Below are 21792 nucleotides of genomic sequence, written 5' to 3'. Positions count from 1 at the left end.
CTAACTACCGACAGGTGGTAATTGGCACAGAATTTTTGGTAATACCATGGATAGAAGATGGTATTAGTGCTAAAATTCGCGACTTTAATACGTGTATCTGGTTAACTTTTGTACAGTTGCAGGTGGTGCGAAAGGCTAACCGGGTGTGCTGCGCTAGCGCAGCTGAAAAACTAGGCCCTGTTTCTTCCCAAAATAGTAGTGCAAGTACGTATGATAAAACTCAAAAAAGGCTTGGACATTCCCCTTGCAGGCAGTCCTAAACAAGAGATCACTACGGGCAATGCCATCACTACTGTCGCCGTACTCGGCGAAGAGTATGTAGGTATGCGTCCGACCATGGCGGTCGAAGTGGGTGACAGCGTGAAAAAAGGTCAGGTGCTTTTCGAAGATAAGAAAAACCCTGGCGTGAAATTCACCGCCCCGGCAGCTGGAACGGTGAAGGAAATCAATCGTGGCGCTAAACGGGTATTGCAATCGGTAGTGATTGCAGTGTCAGGCGATGCGGCTGAAACCTTCAACAAGTATCCGGCCGAGCAGCTGGCCACCTTGAGTGCAGAACAGGTAAAGCAAAACCTGATCGATTCAGGGTTATGGGTTGCTTTCCGTACCCGTCCGTTTTCCCAATCTCCGGCCATTGACAGTACGCCACGTGCTATCTTCGTCAATGCAATGGACACCAATCCGTTGGCTGCCGATCCTGCAGTGGTGATCAACGCTGATGCCGAAGCCTTTAAACAGGGCTTAACCGTCATCTCCCGTTTAACCGAGGGTAAAACCTATCTGACCAAGAAAGCCGGTAGCACTATCCCTAGTGTAACTCAGGCAACGGTTGCTGAATTTGATGGTCCGCATCCGGCTGGTCTGGTTGGTACCCATATCCATTTCCTTGATGCCGTCAGTGCTAAGAAAGTCGTGTGGCATATTGGCTATCAGGACGTGATCGCTATTGGTAAATTATTTACCACTGGCGAGCTGAACAGTGAACGTGTTGTCGCGTTGGCCGGTCCTGTAGTGAAAAATCCACGTTTGGTCAAAACCGTACTGGGTGCGTCGACCGCTGAACTGACAGCCGGTGAACTTACCGATGGCCAAAATCGTATTATCTCTGGCTCAGTGCTGGCCGGTACCACAGCGCATGGTGTGCACGGTTATGTAGGGCGCTTCCATACTCAGGTTTCAGTGTTGGCTGAAGGCTTTGAAAAACACTTCCTGGGTTGGATTGCACCTGGTGCTGAAAAGCACTCAGTAACCCGCGCTTATTTGGGCCACTTAAGTCCGAAAAAGCTGTTTAACCTGACGACCACCACTAACGGTTCGTCACGCGCCATGGTACCAATCGGTAACTACGAGCGGGTAATGCCGCTGGATATCCTGCCTACGCTGTTACTGCGTAACCTGATTGCCGGCGACACTGACGAGGCAGCAACTTTAGGTTGTCTGGAATTGGACGAGGAAGATTTGGCACTGTGTACCTATGTGTGCCCAGGCAAATATGACTACGGTACCATTCTGCGCAACTGCTTGACGACCATCCAGAAGGAAGGCTAATCATGAGCTTAAAGCATTTTTTAGAGCGCATTGAGCCGCAATTTGAAAAAGGCGGCAAATACGAAAAGTGGTACGCTTTATATGAAGCTGTGGCCACGGTTCTCTACACGCCTGGTTATGTAACCAAAAACGGTACCCATGTGCGCGACAGTATCGACCTGAAGCGGATTATGATTTTCGTTTGGTTAGCCTTGTTCCCGGCGTTATTCTTCGGCATGTACAACATTGGCCATCAGGCGGCATTAGCCCTGGCGCAGGGTTTCGGTACCCCGGATACCTGGCAGGTCGCTATTTTTTCAGCCTTAGGCGGTGAATTAACGGCTGACTCCGGTTGGGGCAGCAAGATGTTCTACGGCGCCGTTTGGTTCTTACCTATTTACGCCGTGACCTTCGTGGTCGGTGGTTTCTGGGAAGTTTTATTTGCCTCTGTCCGTAAGCATGAAGTGAACGAGGGTTTCTTCGTCAGTTCAATTCTGTTTGCGTTAATCCTGCCAGCCACTATTCCACTGTGGCAGGTTGCACTGGGTATCACCTTCGGTGTGGTTGTTGCCAAAGAAGTCTTTGGGGGCACTGGCCGTAACTTCCTGAACCCGGCACTGGCTGGTCGTGCTTTCCTGTTCTTCGCTTACCCGGCGCAAATTTCCGGTGATGCCGTCTGGACTGTTGCTGATGGTTATTCAGGCGCGACCTGGCTGAGTAAAGCCGCTTCAGGTGAGCTGGATTATGCCGCTAATACCCAGCTGTGGTGGGATGCGTTCCTGGGCTTTATTCCGGGTTCAGTTGGTGAAACTTCTGTGCTGGCGCTGTTAATCGGTGGTTTGGCGCTGATTTACTTCCGCATTGCCTCCTGGCGCATTGTGTTGGGTGTCATGGTCGGTATGATCCTAACCAGCTACCTGTTCAATGCTATCGGTTCGAACACTAACCCGCTGTTTGACATGCCTTGGCACTGGCATCTGGTGCTGGGTGGTTTTGCTATCGGTATGTTCTTTATGGCGACAGACCCGGTATCGGCGTCTTTTACCAATCAGGGCAAGTGGGCCTACGGTATTCTGATCGGCTTTATGGTAGTGATGATCCGTGTGGTGAACCCGGCTTATCCAGAGGGCATGATGTTAGCGATCCTGTTTGCTAACCTGTTCGCACCTTTATTCGATTTCTTCGTGGCGCAAGCCAATATCAAGCGGAGGCTGGCACGTAATGTCTAGTAATAACGACAGCATCAGCAAAACGCTGATCGTAGTAATTTCTCTATGTCTGGTCTGTGCCATAGTGGTATCTACTGCAGCGGTACAATTACGACCAACCCAGCAGGCTAACAAAAAGTTAGACTCACAAGTCAACATTTTGCGCAGTGTCGGTTTGGTTGAAGGCAGTGCCCCGGCCGCCCGGATTGCTGAGCTTTTCAACACCCATGTTGAAACCCGCTTGGTAAACCTGAGCACCGGTGAGATCGATGCCAGCTGTGACCGCGCGTGTGCGGAAGCTTTTGACTACCGTAAATCGCTGAAAGAAGGTAAGTCTCTGGCCCAGGCTGATGACGTAGCCTCTATCCGTCGCATCTCTGAGTATGCGCCGGTGTACCTGACTTATGACGAAAACCGCAACCTGAAAGCCCTGGTATTGCCAGTGCATGGTTATGGCTTATGGTCAACGATGCATGCCTTCCTGGCGCTGGAAACGGACGGTAATACTATTATCGGCTTGAACTACTATGAGCAGGGCGAAACGCCGGGCTTAGGTGGTGAAATTGAGAATCCACGTTGGAAAGGCCAGTTTGTTGGTAAAAAGCTGACTAACGATGCCGGTGAGCTGGCGTTAACTATCCTGAAACCGGGTAATGCCGATCCTGACTCAGCACACCAGGTAGATGGCTTATCAGGCGCTACGCTGACAGCTAATGGTGTGCAGAATACCTTTACTTTCTGGATTGGCGAGAATGGCTTTGGTCCATTCCTGGCAAAAGTGCGTCAAGGAGCGTTAAGCAATGGCTAATGCAAAAGAAATTAAAACCGTACTGTTTGGGCCGGTCTTTGCCAATAACCCTATCGCTTTACAAGTACTGGGGATCTGTTCGGCTCTGGCAGTAACGACTCAGATGTCAACTGCGCTGGTTATGTGTCTGGCACTAACCTTCGTAACGGCATTTTCTAACCTGTTTATTTCGGTTATCCGTAACCATATCCCATCTAGTGTGCGGATTATCGTGCAGATGACCATTATCGCCTCACTGGTAATTGTGGTTGACCAATTCCTGAAAGCTTATGCTTATGATTTATCGAAGCAGCTGTCAGTATTCGTTGGTCTGATTATTACTAACTGTATCGTTATGGGTCGTGCCGAAGCTTACGCGATGAAGAGCACACCTGGTATGAGCTTTATGGACGGTATCGGTAACGGTTTAGGCTACAGCGTGGTTCTGCTGGTTGTGGCCTTTATCCGCGAACTGGGTGGTTCAGGTTCAGTGTTTGGCGTGCAAATTATGCCATTGATCAGCGAAGGCGGTTGGTATCAGCCAATGGGTATTCTGTTAATGCCTCCAAGTGCCTTTATTATTATCGCCGGCTTTATCTGGGTACTGCGTACTTACCGCCCAGAGCAAGTTGAGAAGAAGGTATAAGGGGGAATACATGGAACATTATATTAGCCTGTTTGTCCGTGCCGTATTTATCGAAAACCTGGCGCTGGCGTTCTTCCTTGGTATGTGTACCTTCTTGGCGGTATCGCAAAAGATTAAAACCGCCTTTGGTTTAGGTGTTGCCGTTATCGTGGTACTGGGTATTTCAGTACCGGTTAATAACCTGGTGTATGCTAATTTGTTAGCGCCAGGCGCTTTGGCCTGGGCTGGCTTCCCAGATGCGGATTTAAGCTTTCTTGGCTTTCTGACCTATATCGGTGTTATTGCTGCGTTGGTGCAGATCCTGGAAATGACGCTGGATAAGTACTTCCCGGCGCTTTACAACGCTCTGGGTATCTTCCTGCCACTGATCACAGTTAACTGTGCCATTTTCGGTGCGGTAGCCTTTATGGTTGAGCGTGACTACAACTTCGGTGAAAGTGTCGTGTTTGGCTTAGGTAGTGGTGTAGGTTGGGCTTTAGCCATCACAGTACTGGCTGCAGTGCGTGAAAAGCTGAAATACGCCGATATCCCGGATGGTTTACGTGGCTTAGGCTCGACCTTCCTGGTAGTAGGTTTAATGGGATTAGGCTTTATGTCTTTCTCCGGCGTTCAACTGTAAGCAGTAGAGGAATAACACCATGCAAGAGATTTATCTTGGCGTTGGCATGTTCACTGTCGTGGTACTGGCGCTGGTATTTATCATTCTGGCCGCCAAGTCGAAGCTGGTTGCCAGCGGTGACATTACCATCAGTGTAAACGGTGATCCAAGCAAAGCCATTAAAACCAAAGCCGGCGGTAAACTGTTAAATGTTTTAGCCGACAACGGTATCTTCCTGTCATCAGCCTGTGGTGGCGGTGGTTCTTGTGGTCAGTGCCGGGTGCACGTACACGCCGGTGGCGGTGAAATTCTGCCAACTGAGCTGGGTCACATCACTAAGGGTGAAGCCCGCGAAGGTTGCCGCTTATCCTGTCAGGTTAACGTAAAATCTGACATGGAAATCGAAGTAGAACCAGAGATTTTCGGCATCAAGAAATGGGACTGTACTGTTATCTCTAACGATAACAAAGCGACCTTTATCAAAGAGCTGAAGCTGCAGATCCCGGATGGCGAGTCAGTGCCATTCCGTGCCGGTGGTTATATTCAGATCGAAGCACCACCTCACCATGTTAAGTACAAGGATTTCGATATCCCTGAACAATACCGTGGCGACTGGGAACGCTTTAAGTTCTTTACGCTGGAGTCCAAAGTTGATGAGCCGACCATTCGTGCGTACTCAATGGCGAACTACCCGGAAGAAGAAGGCATCATCATGCTGAACGTGCGGATCGCAACACCGCCGCCAAATAACCTGTCATTACCTTGCGGTAAGATGTCGTCCTTTATCTGGTCGTTAAAAGCCGGTGACAAGGTGACGATTTCAGGTCCATTTGGTGAGTTCTTCGCCAAGGATACCGATGCCGAGATGGTATTTATCGGTGGTGGTGCCGGTATGGCGCCAATGCGTTCACATATTTTCGACCAGTTACGCCGCTTAAAATCCAAGCGTAAGATCAGCTTCTGGTACGGTGCCCGTTCGAAGCGCGAAATGTTCTATGTTGAAGATTTCGATATGCTGGCAGCAGAGAATGAAAACTTCGTCTGGCACACGGCGTTGTCAGATCCGCAGCCAGAGGACAACTGGACAGGTTATACCGGTTTTATTCATAACGTGATTTATGAAAACTACCTGAAAAACCATAAAGCACCGGAAGACTGTGAATTCTACATGTGTGGTCCGCCAATGATGAATAAGGCGGTAATCAACATGTTGAAAGACTTAGGTGTAGAAGACGACAACATTCTGTTAGACGACTTCGGTGGTTAATCAACCGCGAACACGGTAAAATAGGGGCGACTTAGTCGCCCCTTTTGTTTTTTAGGAGTAGTAAATATGTGGTCTGTTTGTCGTCTGTTACCGCTGTTGTTGCTGTTGCTCGTTGTCGGCTGCCAACCGGCGCAGCAAGCAACAGAATATCAGTTACAAGGCAAGACCATGGGTACCTACTATGTGGTGAAATTCTACAGTGAACTGCAACCGGATTTGACCGCGCTGCAGCAAGAGCTGGATACTGAGCTGGAATTGATTAACGATCTGATGTCGACTTACCGGCCGGAGTCAGAGCTGATGCGCTTTAACCGCCAGCAAACCACGGAGCCGGTGACGCTCACGCCACAAACGGCGACAGTGATTGCTGAAGCGATCCGGATTGGCCGGCAAAGCGGTGGCATTCTGGATGTCACGGTTGGCCCTTTAGTTGAATTATGGGGCTTTGGTGCCCGGGGCCGGATTACTCATGCTCCTGACGACGCACAACAGGAGGCGGTCCGCGCCTATGTTGGTATTGATAAAATCGTCCTTGACGGTCTGGCATTACGGAAACTGGAACCACGGGTTGCCATAGATTTATCCACTATTGCCAAGGGCTATGGTGTCAATCGACTCGCTGAAATTCTATTAGCGCACGGTTATCAGAGCTTTATGGTCGATATCGGCGGTGATATGCGGGTTGGTGCCGCTAAACCAAGCGGACTTTGGAAGATCGCTGTCGAAAAACCGGTTAGCACCGAACGTAGCGTACAACGCATTTTAGCGTTAAAAAATATGGCGTTAGCAACCTCCGGTGATTATCGCAACTATTTTGAGGAAGACGGGGTACGCTATTCGCATTTGATTGACCCGCGTACCGGTGAACCCATCCAACACAAAACGGTGTCCAGTACCGTGTTACATCCGGACGCCATGACGGCTGATGGCTATGCCACTACTTTAAATGTGTTACCGGCAGACGAAGCTCTGGCCTTTGCTAACCAACATCAACTGGCAGTACTACTGATTGTAAAAACTGACCAGGGCTTTGAAGAGCGCTACTCTGAAGCCTTTATACCCTTTTTAAATTAATCCTGAGGTTGGATATGACAATTTTTCTGCTGACATTTGGCTTGTTCCTGCTGGTAGTTGTAGCCATGGCTGCTGGCTACCTGCTACAGCGCAAAACCCTGGCCGGAAGCTGCGGTGGTTTGGGTGAACTGGGTATCGATAAAGCCTGTGATTGTGACAAACCGTGCGAAAAGCGGCAAAAACGGCTGGAAAAAGAAAAATTCTGGCAAGATAACAAGATTATCTAACGACTCCTTCTTTTGCTGCGGGCCAAAGTTGCTGGCCCGCTGGATAGGTTATGCTCAATCAGTTCTTTAAGTTATCAGCCCGTCAGACTACAGTTCGCAAGGAATTGCTGGCCGGGCTTACTACCTTTATGGCCATGTCCTATGTGCTGTTTGTTAATCCGAGCTTATTAGCGCAGGCAGGCATGGATCATGGCGCGGTCTTTGTCGCGACTTGCCTGGCGGCCGCTTTGGGCTGTCTGCTGATGGGCGCCCTGGCAAACCTGCCGATCGCGCTGGCACCGGGAATGGGACTCAACGCGTTCTTCACTTACGTTATTGTGCTGGAGCAAGGCTATAGCTGGCAAACGGCGCTGGCGGCAGTGTTTTTCTCCGGCTGTCTGTTTTTATTACTGAGCATTTTTAAAATCCGCGAATGGATTATCAATAGCATTCCGTTACCACTGAAGCTGGGTATCGCTGCCGGCATTGGTATGTTTCTGGCGCTGATTGCACTGAAAACCGCCAATATCATTGTTGCCAGCCCGGCAACGCTGGTTACCCTCGGCGATCTGCACAGTCCACAGGTGCTGTTAGCGATCGTCGGCTTTTTTCTGATTTTTGCACTGGCACATCGTGGTTGGCACAGTGCGGTGCTGGTCAGTATTCTGCTGGTGACACTGGCAGCCTGGTGGTTAGGTGACAGTCAATTTAGCGGTATCGTCGCCATGCCGCCGTCACTGGCGCCAACCTTTATGCAATTGGATTTTGCGTCCGCTTTCACCTTGAGTATTCTCCCGGTGGTACTGACGCTGCTATTCCTGGATTTATTCGATACCTCCGGTACCTTGGTCGCGGTGACGCAAAAAGCAGGTTTACTGCAGTCGGATGGTAAGGTGCCGGATTTAAGTAAGGCACTGATTGCAGACAGCAGTGCCAGTATGGTGGGGGCTTTGCTGGGCACGTCAACCACCACCAGTTATGTTGAAAGTACCAGTGGCGTCGCTGCCGGTGGTCGCACTGGTTTAACTGCCATAGTGACAGGTCTGCTATTTTTGCTGGCGCTGTGGTTTTCGCCACTGGCAGCAATGGTGCCGGGCTATGCCACCGCCGGTGCTTTGCTCTATGTCGCGACGCTAATGTTAACCAGCTTGCAGCATGTCGAGTGGGATGATGTGTTGCAAGCGGTGCCGGTGGCGGTAGTTTTGATTATGATGCCGCTGACTTTTTCCATCGCCGACGGTATTGGCATGGGCTTTATCAGTTACGCTCTGCTCTGCGTATTAACTGGCAAAGTAGAGCGGACAACGCTCAGCGTCTGGGTTCTGGCACTGATTTTTCTGGCGAAATTTATTTTTGCCTGACTTGTGGTCCTTAGCGATGCTGGTTATGCTGTAAAGGGACACAATAAAACACAGGACAGGCAAACGCCAGATGAAACTCAGGGCAACACTGCTGGTATATATGTTACCGATGTTGGTGTTGCCGGTTGCAGCCTTCGGCTATCTGGCGTATCACTACAGTACAGTGTTGCAACAGCAACAGCTCTATCATCAGGTAGCGTTGAAGCTGCAACAGCAGCAACAGCAATTAAATGAATTTCTGAATTTTCATCAAACCCGCCTGTCAGTCCTTGCTGCCTCCCGTACCCTTAGCGAATATTTACAGCAACCCGACGCGGCACATCAGGCCGAAGCTGCAGCGATTTTTAGTAAATTCCAGCAGCAGGATCCGAATATCCGCTCAATTCGTTTATTACGTTTGAATGGCGATGAGGAAATCAGCGTGCCGACCGCGGCACCCGTATCGGCATTGCCGGATCGGTTTCGCAATGAGTATTTCTCGACCTTGCAAGGCATGATTGAGGATTACAGCGTCTTTATCGCTCCGGACGGTGAGCAGCGTCAGCTGCAGTTATTTTTTAGCCGCAAATTATACTCTGGTGAGGTAAACCGGCAGCTCTGGGGCTATTTGTTGATCGTGACTGAACCACAGCCCTTTGTGTCAGTCGTGATGTCACCGGTAACACCGAATAGCGTCAGCCTGATTATTAACCGTACCGCAACCATTGCTTATGCGGCTAATCAGAGCCTGATTGGCAGTGCTTTTACCCCGAGTCATTATCGAATTATTCAGCAAACCATGGAACATACCGGGCTTACTCCTGCGTTGTTACTCGGCCAATCCAAGTTATTACTGGGGCGTAATTTAAGTGGTCCTTACCAGCTACTGTATGGGATTGATGCCGAAGAGCTATATAGCCAGCAGCCGAACTGGCCATTGCTTATTATGTTACTCACCTTGACTATCCTAGTGCTCGGGCCTTTAGCTATGTACCAGTTGTTAGTGCGGCAGGTGTTACAGCCGGTGAAACAGCTGACAGATGCCAAATCCGCGGTTGGGCGGGGCGATTTGTCGGTAGTGTTGGAGCCGCGCAAGCAAGATGAATTAGGTGATATGTTTGCCGCTTTCAATGTGATGGTACGGCAACTGCGCGTTTACCGGGACCGGGAGCAGGCCTATAAACAGCAATTGGAAGAGAAAGTGCTACACCGTACGCAGGCACTGGCCCGCGCCAATGATGATTTGGCAGCGGCAAACCAGGAGTTAATTGTTGCCCGTGAAGTCGCTGAACAAGCCAACCGCTTAAAAAGTGTATTTTTGGCGAATATGAGCCATGAGATCCGGACACCCCTGACTGCAGTTATCGGTTTTAGTCAGCAAGCGATACAAGAGCCGGAAGAGTCAAAACGCGGTGATTATTTACAGCGGGTACTAAAAAGCAGCGAGCACTTACTGCAACTGATTAACGACATTCTGGATTTATCGAAGATTGAAGCGGACAAGCTGGAATTACAGCCTGAACATTTTGATTATCTGGCGATGTTAGATGAAATTTATCAGCAAACCCGTGAGCAAGCCAGCAAGAGAGGAATAGACTGCCAGTTGGTGCTGCAATTCCCGTTACCCGCCGAGTTGTTTCAGGACAGCCTGCGGGTGCGCCAGGTATTAATTAACCTGACCAGTAATGCGTTAAAGTTTACCCGCAAGGGAAAGATCGTGCTGGCCGTCAGTTATCAGCCGTTGCGAGCACAGGTGTCGGTCAAAATTAAAGATACCGGTATTGGCATGACCGCTGAAGAAGTTAACCGCCTGTTCCAGCCTTTTATGCAGGCTGATGCCACGGTAACCCGACATTTTGGTGGTACCGGCCTTGGCCTTTGCATTTCGAAAAAACTGATGGAGCAAATGGACGGCGATATTCGGGTGGAGAGTGTAAAAGGTATCGGCAGCAGTTTTGAATTGTTATTCCCGGTAGCACCGAATCCCAGATTAGTCGAACATTTTAATTCGCAGCCGCTACCGGCGGTCAAATCAGCTGCTGTTGCACCGCTACGGCTAAGAGTGCTGGTCGCAGAGGACAATCCTGATAATCAACTGTTGATAGAGTTGATGTTACAACAGGCTGCAGTCAGTTATGTTATCGTCAGCAACGGTCATCAGGCGGTAGAGCGGGTGTTAAGCGAGGCCTTTGATTTGATCCTGATGGATATGCAAATGCCGGTCATGGGCGGCGAGGAGGCGACCAGGCTGATTCGTCATGCTGGTATCAGCACGCCCATTATCGCCGTGACTGCTAATGTGATGACTGAGGATGCGGACCGCTACCGTCAGGCTGGCTGCCAGGCAGTATTAGCTAAACCAGTGGCGCAGGCTGAGTTTCTGGCACTGCTGCAGCGTTATGGTCAGCCCACAGCCGCTGCGGTAAAAGCCAGCTCTTTTAGTCAGCAACTGGCAAATGATCCGGCGATGCAGCAATTACTGCAACAGTTCCGCAGCCGTTTACCGGCGTTGCTGACAGAGTTAGAACAACTGACCGCAGCGAAGAATTGGCCGGCACTGAGTTTTGCTGCCCATAGCTTAAAAGGCAGTGCCGGCAGTATGGGGTATCCTGAACTAACGGAACTGGCTGGCCGCTTAGAACGCGCTGCATCCGATCCTATAGTGCAGCATATACAGGCCCTACTGGAACAAATGCGCGCTGTTCTGGCGCGGGAAGCGGCAGAGGTCACTGAGAAGCAGGAGTCACCATGAGTGCACAGCAGGCGTTGTTAACGATACTGGAACAGAAAATCCGTGATGACAGCCTGGTGCTGCCAACGTTACCGGAAATCGCGCTAAAGGTGCGACAAAGTGCTGAGGATCCGAAAATCAGCCTGGCGAAAATGGCGGATGTGATTGCGCAGGATCCGGCTTTGGCTGCGCGTTTAATGAAGGTAGCAAACAGTGCTTTCCTCGGCCGCGCGATCAAAAGTAACAGTCTGTTACAAGCAGTAACCCGGATTGGTTTAAGTCAAATTAAGCATGTTGCAACGGCCTTGGCGCTGGAGCAGTTGTTTGTTTCAAAATATCCGGTGGTGCAACAGCAATTGGATAAACTGTGGCGTGAAAATATCCAGGTCGCCGCCATTGCTACCGCCTGTCTGAAGTTGTACCAAGCGGAACATCCGGCTGCGCAATTTAATGCCGATCTGATGACACTCTGTGGTTTGGTGCATAACATTGGGGCGCTGGCCGTGATCGCTGAAGCCGAGCGGCATCCGGAGGTGTTTGGTCACCCGGTTTTCTTACATAATATCACTGAAAAAATTGCGCCTTTCGTCAGTGTTAAAGTGTTGCAAGCCTGGGGTTTTGGCCCGGAGTTTCAGCTGGCCGCAAAAAACTGGCGTCTGTGTCAGGGAGGGCAGCCACCGGATTATACTGACTTTATCCGGCTGGCTGCGATTGCCCGCGGTTATTATAAATCTGCAGAGGCGGAGATGCAGTTGTTGCAATATTACTTGCAACAACAGTTGATTACGGTGCCACAATTTAGTAAACAGCCGCAATTTGCCGAGCTGTACCAGGATATTCGCGGGCTCTTTACCTGAGCCATACAGCTGTCCGTTATTCGGTACTTTGCGCCATAACCTGCTGGCTAATCGCCAGTAACGCCTGATTCAGGCTGTCGGCCATCAGTAACAGGTCAGCGTCCAGGCGGGCGGCTAAATCGTCCCAGCCCAGTTCGTCATTTTGTTCCAGCAACAGTTCAGAATACTGCAGCTGTTTAATGCCGCCATCATCGGTCACGGTTAGACGGAAACCATCCGGCTGTTGCAGGCTAATGCGGGTAACCAGTTTATCTTCCAGATGGGTTTGCACCTCATCTGCACTGAGTAAGTGGTTACTAAAACGCACCTTAGCGCCTTCCTCGTCCGGAGCCTTCAATTCCACTTCAGTACCAGGTTGAAAGGTGCCGGGTAGCTGCTGATGTTGCAACCAAAGCTGCAGGTGTTGATTAAGTTTATGATTGTCCAGCCAGGGTAGTGCGGGCAGAGAGCCCAGAGCTTTGCGCAATAATGCCAGCATGTCCTCTGCTTTACTGGCACTGCCGGTATTGATTACCAGCCATTGCTGCTCAGCATCGTAATAACCGTGGGTCAGGGTAGAACGACTGAAGGCGCGGGGTAATAAGCTCTGAATCAAATCGTCTTTTAAGGCTTGTTTTTCTTTCCGGCTTAAGGCGCGGCCGGCTTCTTGTTCTGCCGCTTCAAGTTTCGGCGCTAATTCTTCGTTAATCACTGCCGCCGGTAACACCTTTTCCTGGCGTTTTATCGCGAAGAACCAACGTTGCTGCTGCAGATGGCAATATTGTTTGATACTCGGATGCAGCGGGAAGCTAAAGCCGCTTCGCAACGCTTCTTGTCCGGTACAGGGGCTGAATTTATATTCGGCCAGGGCTTGTTCGATGACCGCCTGGTCCATCGTTAACGGGGCGCTCAGACGATAAACCCGGATGTTTTTAAACCACATAACACACTACTTCCAGTTGAGGCAAAGTCCGGAGTATACCTTGCCTTAACGATTCAATCTCGGTTTTTTCGGAAAGCAAATATGGTAGTGCAGGCCCGCTCCGGGTTCGCTGCTGGCCTCAATACTTCCGCCCAGCGTTTGTCTTACCAGATTATAGGCAATATGAGTACCTAAACCACTGCCACCCTGATCCCGTTTGGTGGTAAAAAATGGGTGGAAGAGTTTTTCCAGCTGGCCGGCGCTGAGGCCTTTGCCGTTGTCGGAGTATCGAATTTCAATATTGTCGGCATCATCAATCACTGTAATCCGGATCTGACCTTGGGCCATATTTTCGAAACCATGGATCAGTGAGTTCATCAGCAAATTCGTGAATATCTGTGAAATGGCGCCGGCCGGGCAATCGAGAATAATATTGTCGGCGCAATTTACCTCTATCTGATGCTGAGTCTTTTTAAAATGCGGTTGTAAGGACCGGATAATTTCGTGCAGATATTCACATAAATTGATGGTGCGGATGGCTTCACTGGCTTGATCAACGGCAATTTGTTTAAAGCTGGCAATCAGCTCCGATGCCCGCTGTAAATTAGACTGCAGTAGATCCGTGCTTTGGCTGGCTTCGGATAAAAAGTCCTCCAGCATTTTCGGGGTCAGTGTTTTTTCACGGAATGCTTGTTCCAGCTGATGTAAGCGCTCGGCCAGAAAGCTGGTTGCCGTTACGCCAATGCCTACTGGTGTGTTAACTTCATGGGTGATACCCGCCACCAGGCCACCCAAAGCAGCCATTTTTTCTGACTGGACTAACCGATCCTGCGCCTGATTCAGAGTATCGATGGTTTCCTGTAGTTCGCGTTGCCGTGCTAACAGATTTAATTCGGTCTGGCGTCGTTGCTCAATTTCTTCGCGTAGTGCCTGCTTGTTCTGTAATAGTTCTTGCTTTTGTTGTTGCAGGTCCATCATTGCCTGGCTTAAACCCGAGGTCTTGCGCGCGACTTCTTGCTCTAACAATAAATTTTGCTGATCCAGCTTATTATTCGACAATAATAATTGTTGCTGGGTTTGTTTCAGTTGTTGCTGGTAATCCTGCAGCCGTTCAATCAATTTATTGTAGGCCGACGCCATAATACCTAACTCCGCCCCTTCATCGGTTGAAATCCGGACTTTGGAGCCATCAAGCTGCTCTAAATCAAGGTTTTCAATCTGTTGGCTTAAATCTGCCAGCGGCTCGGTCAAATGTTTTCTAAATGCCAGTAAGAAGAGAATGATTAAAAACGTCGTTTTTAAAATGGCATTACCAATTAAAAAATATAGCCCGACTTCTATACGTTCAATCACAACGTTGCGGCTGGAGAAAAGTGTCACATCACCGACCTGACTGGTGCGCCCGGAAAATTCAAAAATCAGCGGGAAGGTGTAGCCAAAAATACCGCTTTGCTGATCACTGATACTCAGTTCCTGTTGTACCAGTTGATTACTAAAACGTTGTTGAATATCAATATAGCGGCCAGACTGCGTAATAATGGTACCGTTGTCGTCCCGCACTATTACACCTTCAATCGCCGGGATAGCCAGTAAACCGTCGGCAATATTCAGGGTTTGCGGCGTGTTCAGTTCCCAGATCGCCCGGGTCAAACTGCCGGCAAAAGTTTGTTGCAGCGTAGATAACTCATTCCGGATAAAGTTTTTCGCATTGTAATACTCAGCAATGATCTGGCCGAGTGTTACTATCAGGGTCAGTAAAAAATATACTGATAAAACCTTGGTCAGCAGCTTTTTTGAAAGGCTGGTTTGCGGCATGTTATCACCCAGAGTGGTGTCTTGAACAAAAAGCGATCGACTAATGTTACCATAGCGAATATGGTTGTTATTTAAAATAATTATTTTACAGAATGGCCGTAAATAACGGATTTATTCTGCGCAAGGAGCCAAACCGGTATGAATAGCTCTGCTTTACAGCTGTTAAAACAGCTTCCCGGCGGTATTATCTTGTTGAACAATCGTTATCAATTAACTTTTGTGAACAGTTTTGTTTGTCAGCACAGCGGGTTGCCGGAACGCGATCTCGTTGGTCATGACTTCTTTCAATTATTCCCGGAAGTCCCCAAAGCCTGGTTTTGTCGCAAGGTCACTGAGGTTCTGACGCAACAACAGATTCAGCAGATCAGCTGGCAGCAACGCTTGTATTTATTGAAGTTTCCCCGCCAGGCTGCAACGGAAAATATGGCCATGGCGCAAAATATTAGTTTGCTGCCGCTGCCACAGCGCGACGACAGTGCGCTGGCGATTTGGATCGAAGATGCGACAGAGACCGCCCGTTACCATGCGCAGCTGTTACTCAGCGCCCAACAGCTAAAACGGCACGATCGTTTTGATAGCTTGACCGAGTTGCCAAATCGCCAGTATTGGTTGCAGCAATTACAACTTGAGTTGGCCAGGGCAGAGCGCTATGAACGGCCCTTGGCTGTTTTATTGTTCGAGTTGGATCGCTTTAAAGCGCTAAATGATCAGTATGGCCACCAGTTCGGCGACAGCGTTTTGCAAAGCCTGGCGCGACAATGTGGCGCCTTGTTGCGAGACAACGATTTATTGGCCAGGCTGGGTGGTGCGGAGTTTGCCGTGTTATTGCCGGATACGGAATTAGCTGGTGCACTGGAGGTGGCGAACCGGCTCAGAGCCAGTCTGGCACAGCAAGGCATTACTGAACAATTGCCGCCGGTTAAACTCAGTATCAGTTGTGGCGTCAGTACTTTTATCGCCGGGGTGAGTGCCGACACCTTATTGCAACAGGCAGAGCAAGCCCTATATCAGGCAAAATGTGCGGGTAAAAATCAGACCAGTATCTGGCGCGATAGTAGTAAGGCGAGTTAGCCGGTATTAAGCGCCATACCGGCTATTTAACCGCGGACCAGAAAAAGGTTTGACAGACGTCTAAAAGTCTGTGCATAGTGTAGTCTATGAATATAAAAGCAGCAGTACTCACCACCATTATTACCACCACCAACCCCGCGGGGTAGGAGGTCGGCGGTGTGCTGTCTGTAAAAAGGCCCGTGACCTCAAAGGTTCCGGGCCTTTTTTTTGGCCACTTGGCCCAGGTGAACCGGCGTTGATCACGCAACATAGCGTGACAGCCGGTTGACTAACAAAGGTCTGCGATAACAAAACGACTAAAGACTTGGATGCGCGAGGAGAAATTATGAGGGTGCTAAAATTTGGCGGGTCATCGCTGGCGTCGGTGGCCAGATTTTCTGAAGTGGCGCAAATTGTGTTGCAGCAGGCAACAACAGAACAAGTCTGTCTGGTGTTATCGGCCCCACAGGGGGTAACCAATACGCTGGTCGAATTAACCGATCTGGCCTATCTGGGAGCAGACTTTCAGTCACCGCTAAGCCAGCTTGAACAGCGCTACCAGCAACTGTTAGCCGAGGTGCCGGGCGTCAGTGAGGTACGCCGGCAGCAGGTGCAGGCGCTGATCAACAGCCAGATCCAGCAGTTGGGCTGGCAGTTACAGGGCATGAGTTTATTAAAGTTTTGCCCGGATCATATTAAAGCGCAGATCCTCGGCCTGGGGGAGCAGTTCAGCGTGGCACTGATGACGGCCCTGTTAGAGGGGCGAGGTGCGGATGTGCAGGCGCTGGACTCGGTAAAGCTGGTGAAAAGTCAGGGTGATTTTTTAAATGCCACTGCCGATGTGGCGGCGACAGCAACGGTGATTGATGCCGCTATGGCGGCGACACCGGCCAGCATCTACGTGATGGCAGGCTTCGTTTCCAGTAACGCCCAGGGCGAGACGGCCTTACTGGGGCGCAATGGCTCGGATTATTCCGCCGCTGTCATTGCCGCGGCGATCAAAGCCAGTGCCTGTGAGATCTGGACCGATGTCGATGGTGTCTACAGTGCCGATCCACGGCAGGTGAAACAAACCCGCTTAATCGATCGTTTGTCTTACGATGAGGCGATGGAGTTATCTTATTTCGGTGCTAAGGTGCTGCATCCGAAAACAATCGGCCCGTTGGCGCGGGTGCAAATTCCCTGTTATATCAAAAATACCCTTAACCCCAGTGCGCCGGGCACCTGTATCGATGTGGAAGGCGATGGTGAAGCGCTGGTGAAGGGCATTTCCAGCCTCGAGCATCTGGCGCTGATTACGGTATCTGGCCCGGGTTTAAAGGGCGTGGTGGGCATGGCCAGCCGGGTATTTGCCGCCATGGCGCGCGCACAGATTTCAGTAAGCTTAATTACCCAGTCCTCGTCGGAATTTAGCATCAGCTTCTGTGTGCCGCAGCTGCATCTGGTGGCGGCGAAAAAGGCGCTGGAAGCCGAGTTTGAATTAGAATTGCAAAACAAACTGCTACGGCCATTAGCCATTCAATCCGATATGGCGATTGTCAGCCTGGTTGGCGATGGTATGCGGCAGCACAGAGGCGTGGCCGCGAAATTCTTCGCGTCACTGGCGCAGGCGCGGGTAAACGTAGTAGCCATTGCCCAGGATAGCAGTGAGCGCTCGATTTCTGCGGTAGTCGAGCAGCGCAGCTGTCAGAATGCGGTTAAAGTCTGCCATGAGAACTTCTTCAGCCATATCCCCAGTATTGATGTGTTTCTGGTCGGTTGCGGGGTGGTCGGCAGTGAATTACTGGCCCAGATCGAACGGCAACAAGCCTTTTTACAGCAGCGCCAGGTTAAGCTCACCGTGTACGGTATCGCCAACAGTAAGCAGCTGTTATTGGCGAAAGACGGTGTGGATCTGAAAAACTGGCAGCCGGCATTGGCAGAGGCCAATGCGCAGTTTTCGCTGGCGGAGTTAAACCGCTTTGTGCAGGAACAGCATTTAACCAATCCGGTACTGGTCGATTGCACCAGTGCTCAGGCAGTGGCGGACCAGTACGCCGATTTCCTGGCAGCCGGCTTCCATGTCGTTACGCCAAACAAAAAAGCCAATACCAGCAGCCTGGAGTATTACCATCGCTTGCGTGCTGTTGCTCAGCAGCAACGGCGACGCTTTTTGTATGAAACCACGGTCGGTGCCGGTTTACCGGTCATCGATACCCTGCAAGGGCTGCTAAATGCCGGCGATCAGTTGCTGGCCTTTGAAGGCATTCTATCCGGCTCCTTATCCTATATCTTTGGCGAGCTGGAAGCCGGAGTGCCGCTGTCGGTGGTGACCGCCAAAGCCCGCGCTATGGGCTTTACTGAGCCGGATCCGCGCGATGACTTATCCGGTATGGATGTGGCACGCAAGCTGCTGATTATGGCTCGCGAAGCCGGTTTAATGCTGGATCTGAGCGAGGTCGAAGTGGACTCGGTGTTGCCGGCCGGTTTTGCTGCCGGCGCAAACGTCGAAGACTTTATGGCGCAGCTGCCGCAATTAGACCAGGCCTTTGCTGAGCGGCTGGCTGCTGCCAAAGCGGAGGGTAAGGTGCTGCGCTATATCGGCGAGATCCGCGATGGCAAGTGTAAGGTCGCGATTAAAGCGCTGGCCGCTGATCATCCGCTGGCCAAAGTAAAAGACGGTGAGAATGCGCTATCGATCTTAAGCCGCTATTATCAGCCCATCCCCTTTGTGCTGCGTGGTTATGGTGCCGGTGCTGCTGTGACCTCTGCCGGGGTCTTTAGCGATATTCTGCGCACCCTGAGCTGGCAGCAGCAGGTATAGTCTATGCAGTCACATTCAACTAAACGTTATTATGCGCCGGCCTCGACCGGCAATCTCAGCGTCGGTTTTGACTTGCTGGGCGCCGCCTTTGAACCAGTAGACGGCAGCCTGCTCGGTGATGAGCTGCTGATCCTGGGCGAAGCGACAGAGCTCAGTTTGCAGCTAAGTGGCCGCTATCTGCATCAGCTACCGGCGGCAACCGAGGATAATCTGGTGTTTAAAGCCTTTTATGCCTTTGAACAGGCACTGGGCCGGCCATTACCGCGCTTGCGTTTGCAACTCAACAAGCATTTGCCGGTTGGCAGTGGTTTAGGCTCCAGCGCCTGTTCAATCGTCGTGGCTTTTTATGCCTTTAATGACTATTTCGGCCAGCCGTTTAGCCAGAGTGAGCTGCTACAGTTAATGGCGGTAGCTGAAGGCGGGGTCAGTGGCAGTGTGCATTATGACAATGTGGCGCCATCTTATTATGGTGGCTTACAGCTGATGTTACCGGATAGTGCGCAGATTTGCCGCAGCTTGCCCTGGTTCGAGCATTGGCGGGTGGTGCTCTGTTATCCGGGTACTGTACTCTCGACCAAGGCTGCACGCGCTGTCTTGCCAAAGCAGTTAAGTTTAACCGACAGTATCGCCTTTGCCGGTATGCTTAGTCGCTTTGTCAGTGCGCTCTACGCCGGCGATGAACAGGATGCCGCGGCGGCGTTACAGGATAGGGTGGCAGAGCCGGCCCGGCAGAGTCTGATGCCGGAATTGTTGCCCTTGCGTACCGCCCTAAGTGAGCAAGGGGTGCTACATCTGGGCATTTCCGGTGCCGGGCCGACCGTATTTGCGCTTTGCCGGGATGATGCACAGGCTGCCGCGACGGCGGCTTACCTTAATGCCCATTATGCCAAGAATCAGGACGCGCTGACCGCCATTTGCCGGTTAGCGCCAGAGGGCGCCAGAGCGCTCGCGGAGTAATAAAGATGATGTTAACGAATTTAAAAGTCCCAACCGAACAAGTCAGTTTTTTACAGGCGGTCCGACAGGGGCTGGGCCAGCAACAAGGCTTATTTTTCCCAACCAGCTGGCCAAAGCTGAATATTGACGCTTTACTCGCCTTACCGCTGGTAGAACGCAGTACCAAGATTTTATCTGCCTTGATTGGCGATGAGCTAACCGAGGCTGAAGTCGCTCAGATGGTGAGCGCCGCCTTTACCTTTGCCGCGCCACTGGTACCCGTTACGGCGCAGACGTTTTGCCTGGAGCTGTTTCATGGCCCGACGCTTGCGTTTAAAGACTTTGGCGGCCGCTTTATGGCGCAGGCGCTGGCCAAAGCCCAGGGCGGGCGCAAAACCACTATTGTTACCGCCACCTCCGGCGATACCGGTGCGGCTGTGGCGCATGCGTTTTATCAGCAGCCTGGGGTAGAGGTAGTGATCCTGTACCCGAAAGGCAAGATCAGTCTGCTGCAGGAAAAGCTGTTTACCACTCTGGGGCAGAATATTACCACGCTGGCGGTGGATGGTGACTTTGACCAGTGTCAGGCGCTGGTTAAGCAAGTTTTTGATCAGCAGGAGCTGGTAAAAACCTACAATATTAACTCGGCCAACTCGATTAATATCAGTCGTTTATTTGCGCAAATCTGTTATTACTTTGAAGCTATTGCCCAACTGCCGGCCGAGCAACGCTCAGAAGCGGTGATAGCGGTACCCAGCGGTAACTTTGGTAACCTGACTGCCGGTCTGATTGCCAAGGCGCTGGGGCTGCCGATTAAGCGGATGGTTGCTGCGACGAACCTGAATGATACTGTGCCGCGTTACTGGCAGAGCGGCCAGTGGCAACCCAACAAAACCATTGCCACTTTATCGAATGCGATGGACGTCAGTGCACCGAATAACTGGCCCAGGGTAGAAGCGCTGTTGGCGCAGGGGGTAGTGAGCCGGACTGATATCGAGGCGGTTAAGGTCGATGAAGATGATACCCAGCTTGGTATGCGCTTACTGGCGCAAGAGGGCTATCTGAGTGAGCCGCACGCGGCTGTTGCCTATAAGGCGTTAAAACGCAGCCTGCAGCCGGGTGAGGTGGGGATCTTCCTTGGTACAGCGCATCCGGCTAAATTTAAAGAGCAGGTAGAGAATATTTTAGGAACACCTATCGCTTTACCGGCGGCTTTGGCAAAATGTGCCGCTGAGCAAAGTTATAGCCGCGATATTCCGGCCGATTTTGCCACCCTGGAGCAGGTATTACGACAACTGGATAATCGCTGATGCAATGGCAGGACCTTCTTGGCAGTGAAAAGCAACAACCCTATTTTCAGCAAACGCTGACGGCGATCCAGCAGGCACGCGCCGGCGGCCAGGTGATCTATCCGCCGGACAGTGAAATCTTTAATGCGTTTAAGCTGACGCCGTTATCTGAGCTGAAGGTGGTGGTGCTGGGGCAGGATCCGTATCATGGCCCAAACCAGGCGCATGGACTGGCGTTTTCGGTCAGGCCGGGCGTGCGGGTGCCGCCTTCGTTGCTGAATATCTACAAGGAGCTGGCGCTGGAATACGCGGATTTTCAGGTGCCGTCACATGGCTACCTGCAAAGCTGGGCCGAGCAGGGCGTGTTATTGCTGAATACCGTGTTGACGGTGGTGGCAAATGAGCCGAATTCGCATCGCGCCCTGGGCTGGGAGCAATTTACTGATCAGGTGATCCGACAAATCAGCCAGCACTGTGAGCAATTGGTGTTTTTACTCTGGGGCTCTCATGCGCAGAAGAAAGCGCGGCTGATTGACGCCAGCCGGCATCATATTCTGCAGGCACCCCATCCATCGCCGTTATCAGCGCATCGCGGCTTTCTGGGCTGTGGTCATTTTTTACAGACCAATAGCCTGCTGCGCGCCGCCGGCAAAACGCCGGTTAACTGGCACTCAGTGTTGTAACTGACGCTTGTGCCGTATTGACGGTATCGAATAACGAAAAGGGCCTGCAGTTAACTGCAGGCCCTTTTCAGATT

General features: G+C 51.1%; 18 protein-coding genes. 16 read left to right on the top strand and 2 right to left on the bottom strand.

The window, feature by feature from the left end; translation table 11 throughout:
• The first annotated feature begins 210 nt into the window (after window positions 1-210).
• From AGRI_RS07775 to AGRI_RS07725, 11 genes are all read left to right on the top strand, one after another.
• Window positions 211-1548 carry a Na(+)-translocating NADH-quinone reductase subunit A gene (locus AGRI_RS07775; protein WP_008984410.1) on the top strand — a complete coding sequence of 446 codons (1338 nt, stop codon included), beginning with the start codon at window positions 211-213 and terminating at the stop codon, window positions 1546-1548.
• 2 nt (window positions 1549-1550) lie between these two features.
• Entirely contained in the window at window positions 1551-2756 is a 1206-nt protein-coding gene (locus AGRI_RS07770) for an NADH:ubiquinone reductase (Na(+)-transporting) subunit B (RefSeq protein WP_008984409.1), read from the top strand.
• Complete coding sequence (locus AGRI_RS07765) at window positions 2749-3543, top strand: Na(+)-translocating NADH-quinone reductase subunit C (RefSeq protein WP_008984408.1); 795 nt, start codon at window positions 2749-2751, stop codon at window positions 3541-3543. The genes AGRI_RS07770 and AGRI_RS07765 overlap by 8 nt, the downstream gene beginning before the upstream one ends.
• On the top strand, window positions 3536-4168 hold the full coding sequence (locus AGRI_RS07760) for an NADH:ubiquinone reductase (Na(+)-transporting) subunit D (protein ID WP_008984407.1): 633 nt from the start codon (window positions 3536-3538) through the stop codon (window positions 4166-4168). The genes AGRI_RS07765 and AGRI_RS07760 overlap by 8 nt, the downstream gene beginning before the upstream one ends.
• Window positions 4169-4178: 10 nt before the next feature.
• Window positions 4179-4787, top strand: coding sequence for an NADH:ubiquinone reductase (Na(+)-transporting) subunit E (gene nqrE / locus AGRI_RS07755; RefSeq protein WP_008984406.1), 609 nt, complete (start codon window positions 4179-4181; stop codon window positions 4785-4787).
• 19 nt (window positions 4788-4806) lie between these two features.
• Window positions 4807-6033: an NADH:ubiquinone reductase (Na(+)-transporting) subunit F gene (nqrF, locus tag AGRI_RS07750; protein WP_008607202.1), complete on the top strand. Its 1227-nt coding sequence runs from the start codon at window positions 4807-4809 to the stop codon at window positions 6031-6033.
• Window positions 6034-6099: 66 nt separating this feature from the next.
• The gene (locus AGRI_RS07745; RefSeq protein WP_008984405.1) at window positions 6100-7107 is read left to right on the top strand and encodes an FAD:protein FMN transferase; all 1008 of its coding nucleotides are present in this window, start codon (window positions 6100-6102) and stop codon (window positions 7105-7107) included.
• Window positions 7108-7121: 14 nt separating this feature from the next.
• Window positions 7122-7334, top strand: a complete 213-nt coding sequence (gene nqrM / locus AGRI_RS07740; protein WP_008984404.1) for a (Na+)-NQR maturation NqrM — start codon at window positions 7122-7124, stop codon at window positions 7332-7334.
• A 50-nt stretch (window positions 7335-7384) separates the two neighbouring features.
• On the top strand, window positions 7385-8674 hold the full coding sequence (locus AGRI_RS07735) for an NCS2 family permease (protein WP_008984403.1): 1290 nt from the start codon (window positions 7385-7387) through the stop codon (window positions 8672-8674).
• Between the two features lie 70 nt (window positions 8675-8744).
• On the top strand, window positions 8745-11405 hold the full coding sequence (locus AGRI_RS07730) for a hybrid sensor histidine kinase/response regulator (protein ID WP_008984402.1): 2661 nt from the start codon (window positions 8745-8747) through the stop codon (window positions 11403-11405).
• Window positions 11402-12241 (top strand): HDOD domain-containing protein, encoded by an 840-nt coding sequence (locus AGRI_RS07725; RefSeq protein ID WP_008984401.1) that lies wholly within the window; start codon window positions 11402-11404, stop codon window positions 12239-12241. The genes AGRI_RS07730 and AGRI_RS07725 overlap by 4 nt, the downstream gene beginning before the upstream one ends.
• 16 nt (window positions 12242-12257) lie before the next feature.
• Here the strand turns inward: AGRI_RS07725 and AGRI_RS07720 are convergent, their stop codons facing one another.
• Entirely contained in the window at window positions 12258-13163 is a 906-nt protein-coding gene (locus tag AGRI_RS07720) for a recombination-associated protein RdgC (protein WP_008984400.1), read from the bottom strand.
• Window positions 13164-13208: 45 nt separating this feature from the next.
• A complete protein-coding gene (locus tag AGRI_RS07715) occupies window positions 13209-14957 on the bottom strand; it encodes a sensor histidine kinase (RefSeq protein WP_008984399.1) in 1749 nt (582 codons plus the stop codon).
• A 138-nt stretch (window positions 14958-15095) separates the two neighbouring features.
• Here AGRI_RS07715 and AGRI_RS07710 point away from each other — a divergent pair, with 138 nt between their 5' ends.
• The 5 genes from AGRI_RS07710 (at window position 15096) to ung (ending at window position 21718) form a co-directional block, all read left to right on the top strand.
• A complete protein-coding gene (locus AGRI_RS07710) occupies window positions 15096-16028 on the top strand; it encodes a sensor domain-containing diguanylate cyclase (protein ID WP_008984398.1) in 933 nt (310 codons plus the stop codon).
• Between the two features lie 325 nt (window positions 16029-16353).
• A complete protein-coding gene (gene thrA, locus AGRI_RS07700) occupies window positions 16354-18810 on the top strand; it encodes a bifunctional aspartate kinase/homoserine dehydrogenase I (RefSeq protein ID WP_008984397.1) in 2457 nt (818 codons plus the stop codon).
• A gap of 3 nt (window positions 18811-18813) precedes the next feature.
• Window positions 18814-19767 carry a homoserine kinase gene (gene thrB / locus AGRI_RS07695; protein ID WP_008984396.1) on the top strand — a complete coding sequence of 318 codons (954 nt, stop codon included), beginning with the start codon at window positions 18814-18816 and terminating at the stop codon, window positions 19765-19767.
• A gap of 5 nt (window positions 19768-19772) precedes the next feature.
• Entirely contained in the window at window positions 19773-21056 is a 1284-nt protein-coding gene (gene thrC, locus AGRI_RS07690) for a threonine synthase (protein WP_008984395.1), read from the top strand.
• Window positions 21056-21718, top strand: coding sequence for a uracil-DNA glycosylase (ung, locus tag AGRI_RS07685; RefSeq protein ID WP_008951284.1), 663 nt, complete (start codon window positions 21056-21058; stop codon window positions 21716-21718). The genes thrC and ung overlap by 1 nt, the downstream gene beginning before the upstream one ends.
• The last annotated feature ends 74 nt before the right edge of the window (window positions 21719-21792 follow it).

It is taken from the genome of Alishewanella agri BL06, assembly GCF_000272005.1.
GTDB lineage: Bacteria > Pseudomonadota > Gammaproteobacteria > Enterobacterales > Alteromonadaceae > Alishewanella > Alishewanella agri.
The sequence above is the reverse complement of the archived record's forward strand: the minus strand, read 5'-3'. Positions and strand labels throughout refer to the sequence as shown.

Coding starts and splice junctions, on each gene's coding strand:
- AGRI_RS07765 (WP_008984408.1), top strand. CDS start 2,749: ATGTCTAGTAATAACGACAGCATCAGCAAAACGCTGATCGTAGTAATT.
- AGRI_RS07745 (WP_008984405.1), top strand. CDS start 6,100: ATGTGGTCTGTTTGTCGTCTGTTACCGCTGTTGTTGCTGTTGCTCGTT.
- nqrM (WP_008984404.1), top strand. CDS start 7,122: ATGACAATTTTTCTGCTGACATTTGGCTTGTTCCTGCTGGTAGTTGTA.
- thrC (WP_008984395.1), top strand. CDS start 19,773: ATGATGTTAACGAATTTAAAAGTCCCAACCGAACAAGTCAGTTTTTTA.
- AGRI_RS07715 (WP_008984399.1), bottom strand. CDS start 14,957: ATGCCGCAAACCAGCCTTTCAAAAAAGCTGCTGACCAAGGTTTTATCA.
- AGRI_RS07710 (WP_008984398.1), top strand. CDS start 15,096: ATGAATAGCTCTGCTTTACAGCTGTTAAAACAGCTTCCCGGCGGTATT.
- thrA (WP_008984397.1), top strand. CDS start 16,354: ATGAGGGTGCTAAAATTTGGCGGGTCATCGCTGGCGTCGGTGGCCAGA.
- AGRI_RS07735 (WP_008984403.1), top strand. CDS start 7,385: ATGCTCAATCAGTTCTTTAAGTTATCAGCCCGTCAGACTACAGTTCGC.
- AGRI_RS07770 (WP_008984409.1), top strand. CDS start 1,551: ATGAGCTTAAAGCATTTTTTAGAGCGCATTGAGCCGCAATTTGAAAAA.
- nqrE (WP_008984406.1), top strand. CDS start 4,179: ATGGAACATTATATTAGCCTGTTTGTCCGTGCCGTATTTATCGAAAAC.
- AGRI_RS07725 (WP_008984401.1), top strand. CDS start 11,402: ATGAGTGCACAGCAGGCGTTGTTAACGATACTGGAACAGAAAATCCGT.
- thrB (WP_008984396.1), top strand. CDS start 18,814: ATGCAGTCACATTCAACTAAACGTTATTATGCGCCGGCCTCGACCGGC.
- ung (WP_008951284.1), top strand. CDS start 21,056: ATGCAATGGCAGGACCTTCTTGGCAGTGAAAAGCAACAACCCTATTTT.
- AGRI_RS07775 (WP_008984410.1), top strand. CDS start 211: ATGATAAAACTCAAAAAAGGCTTGGACATTCCCCTTGCAGGCAGTCCT.
- AGRI_RS07720 (WP_008984400.1), bottom strand. CDS start 13,163: ATGTGGTTTAAAAACATCCGGGTTTATCGTCTGAGCGCCCCGTTAACG.
- AGRI_RS07730 (WP_008984402.1), top strand. CDS start 8,745: ATGAAACTCAGGGCAACACTGCTGGTATATATGTTACCGATGTTGGTG.
- nqrF (WP_008607202.1), top strand. CDS start 4,807: ATGCAAGAGATTTATCTTGGCGTTGGCATGTTCACTGTCGTGGTACTG.
- AGRI_RS07760 (WP_008984407.1), top strand. CDS start 3,536: ATGGCTAATGCAAAAGAAATTAAAACCGTACTGTTTGGGCCGGTCTTT.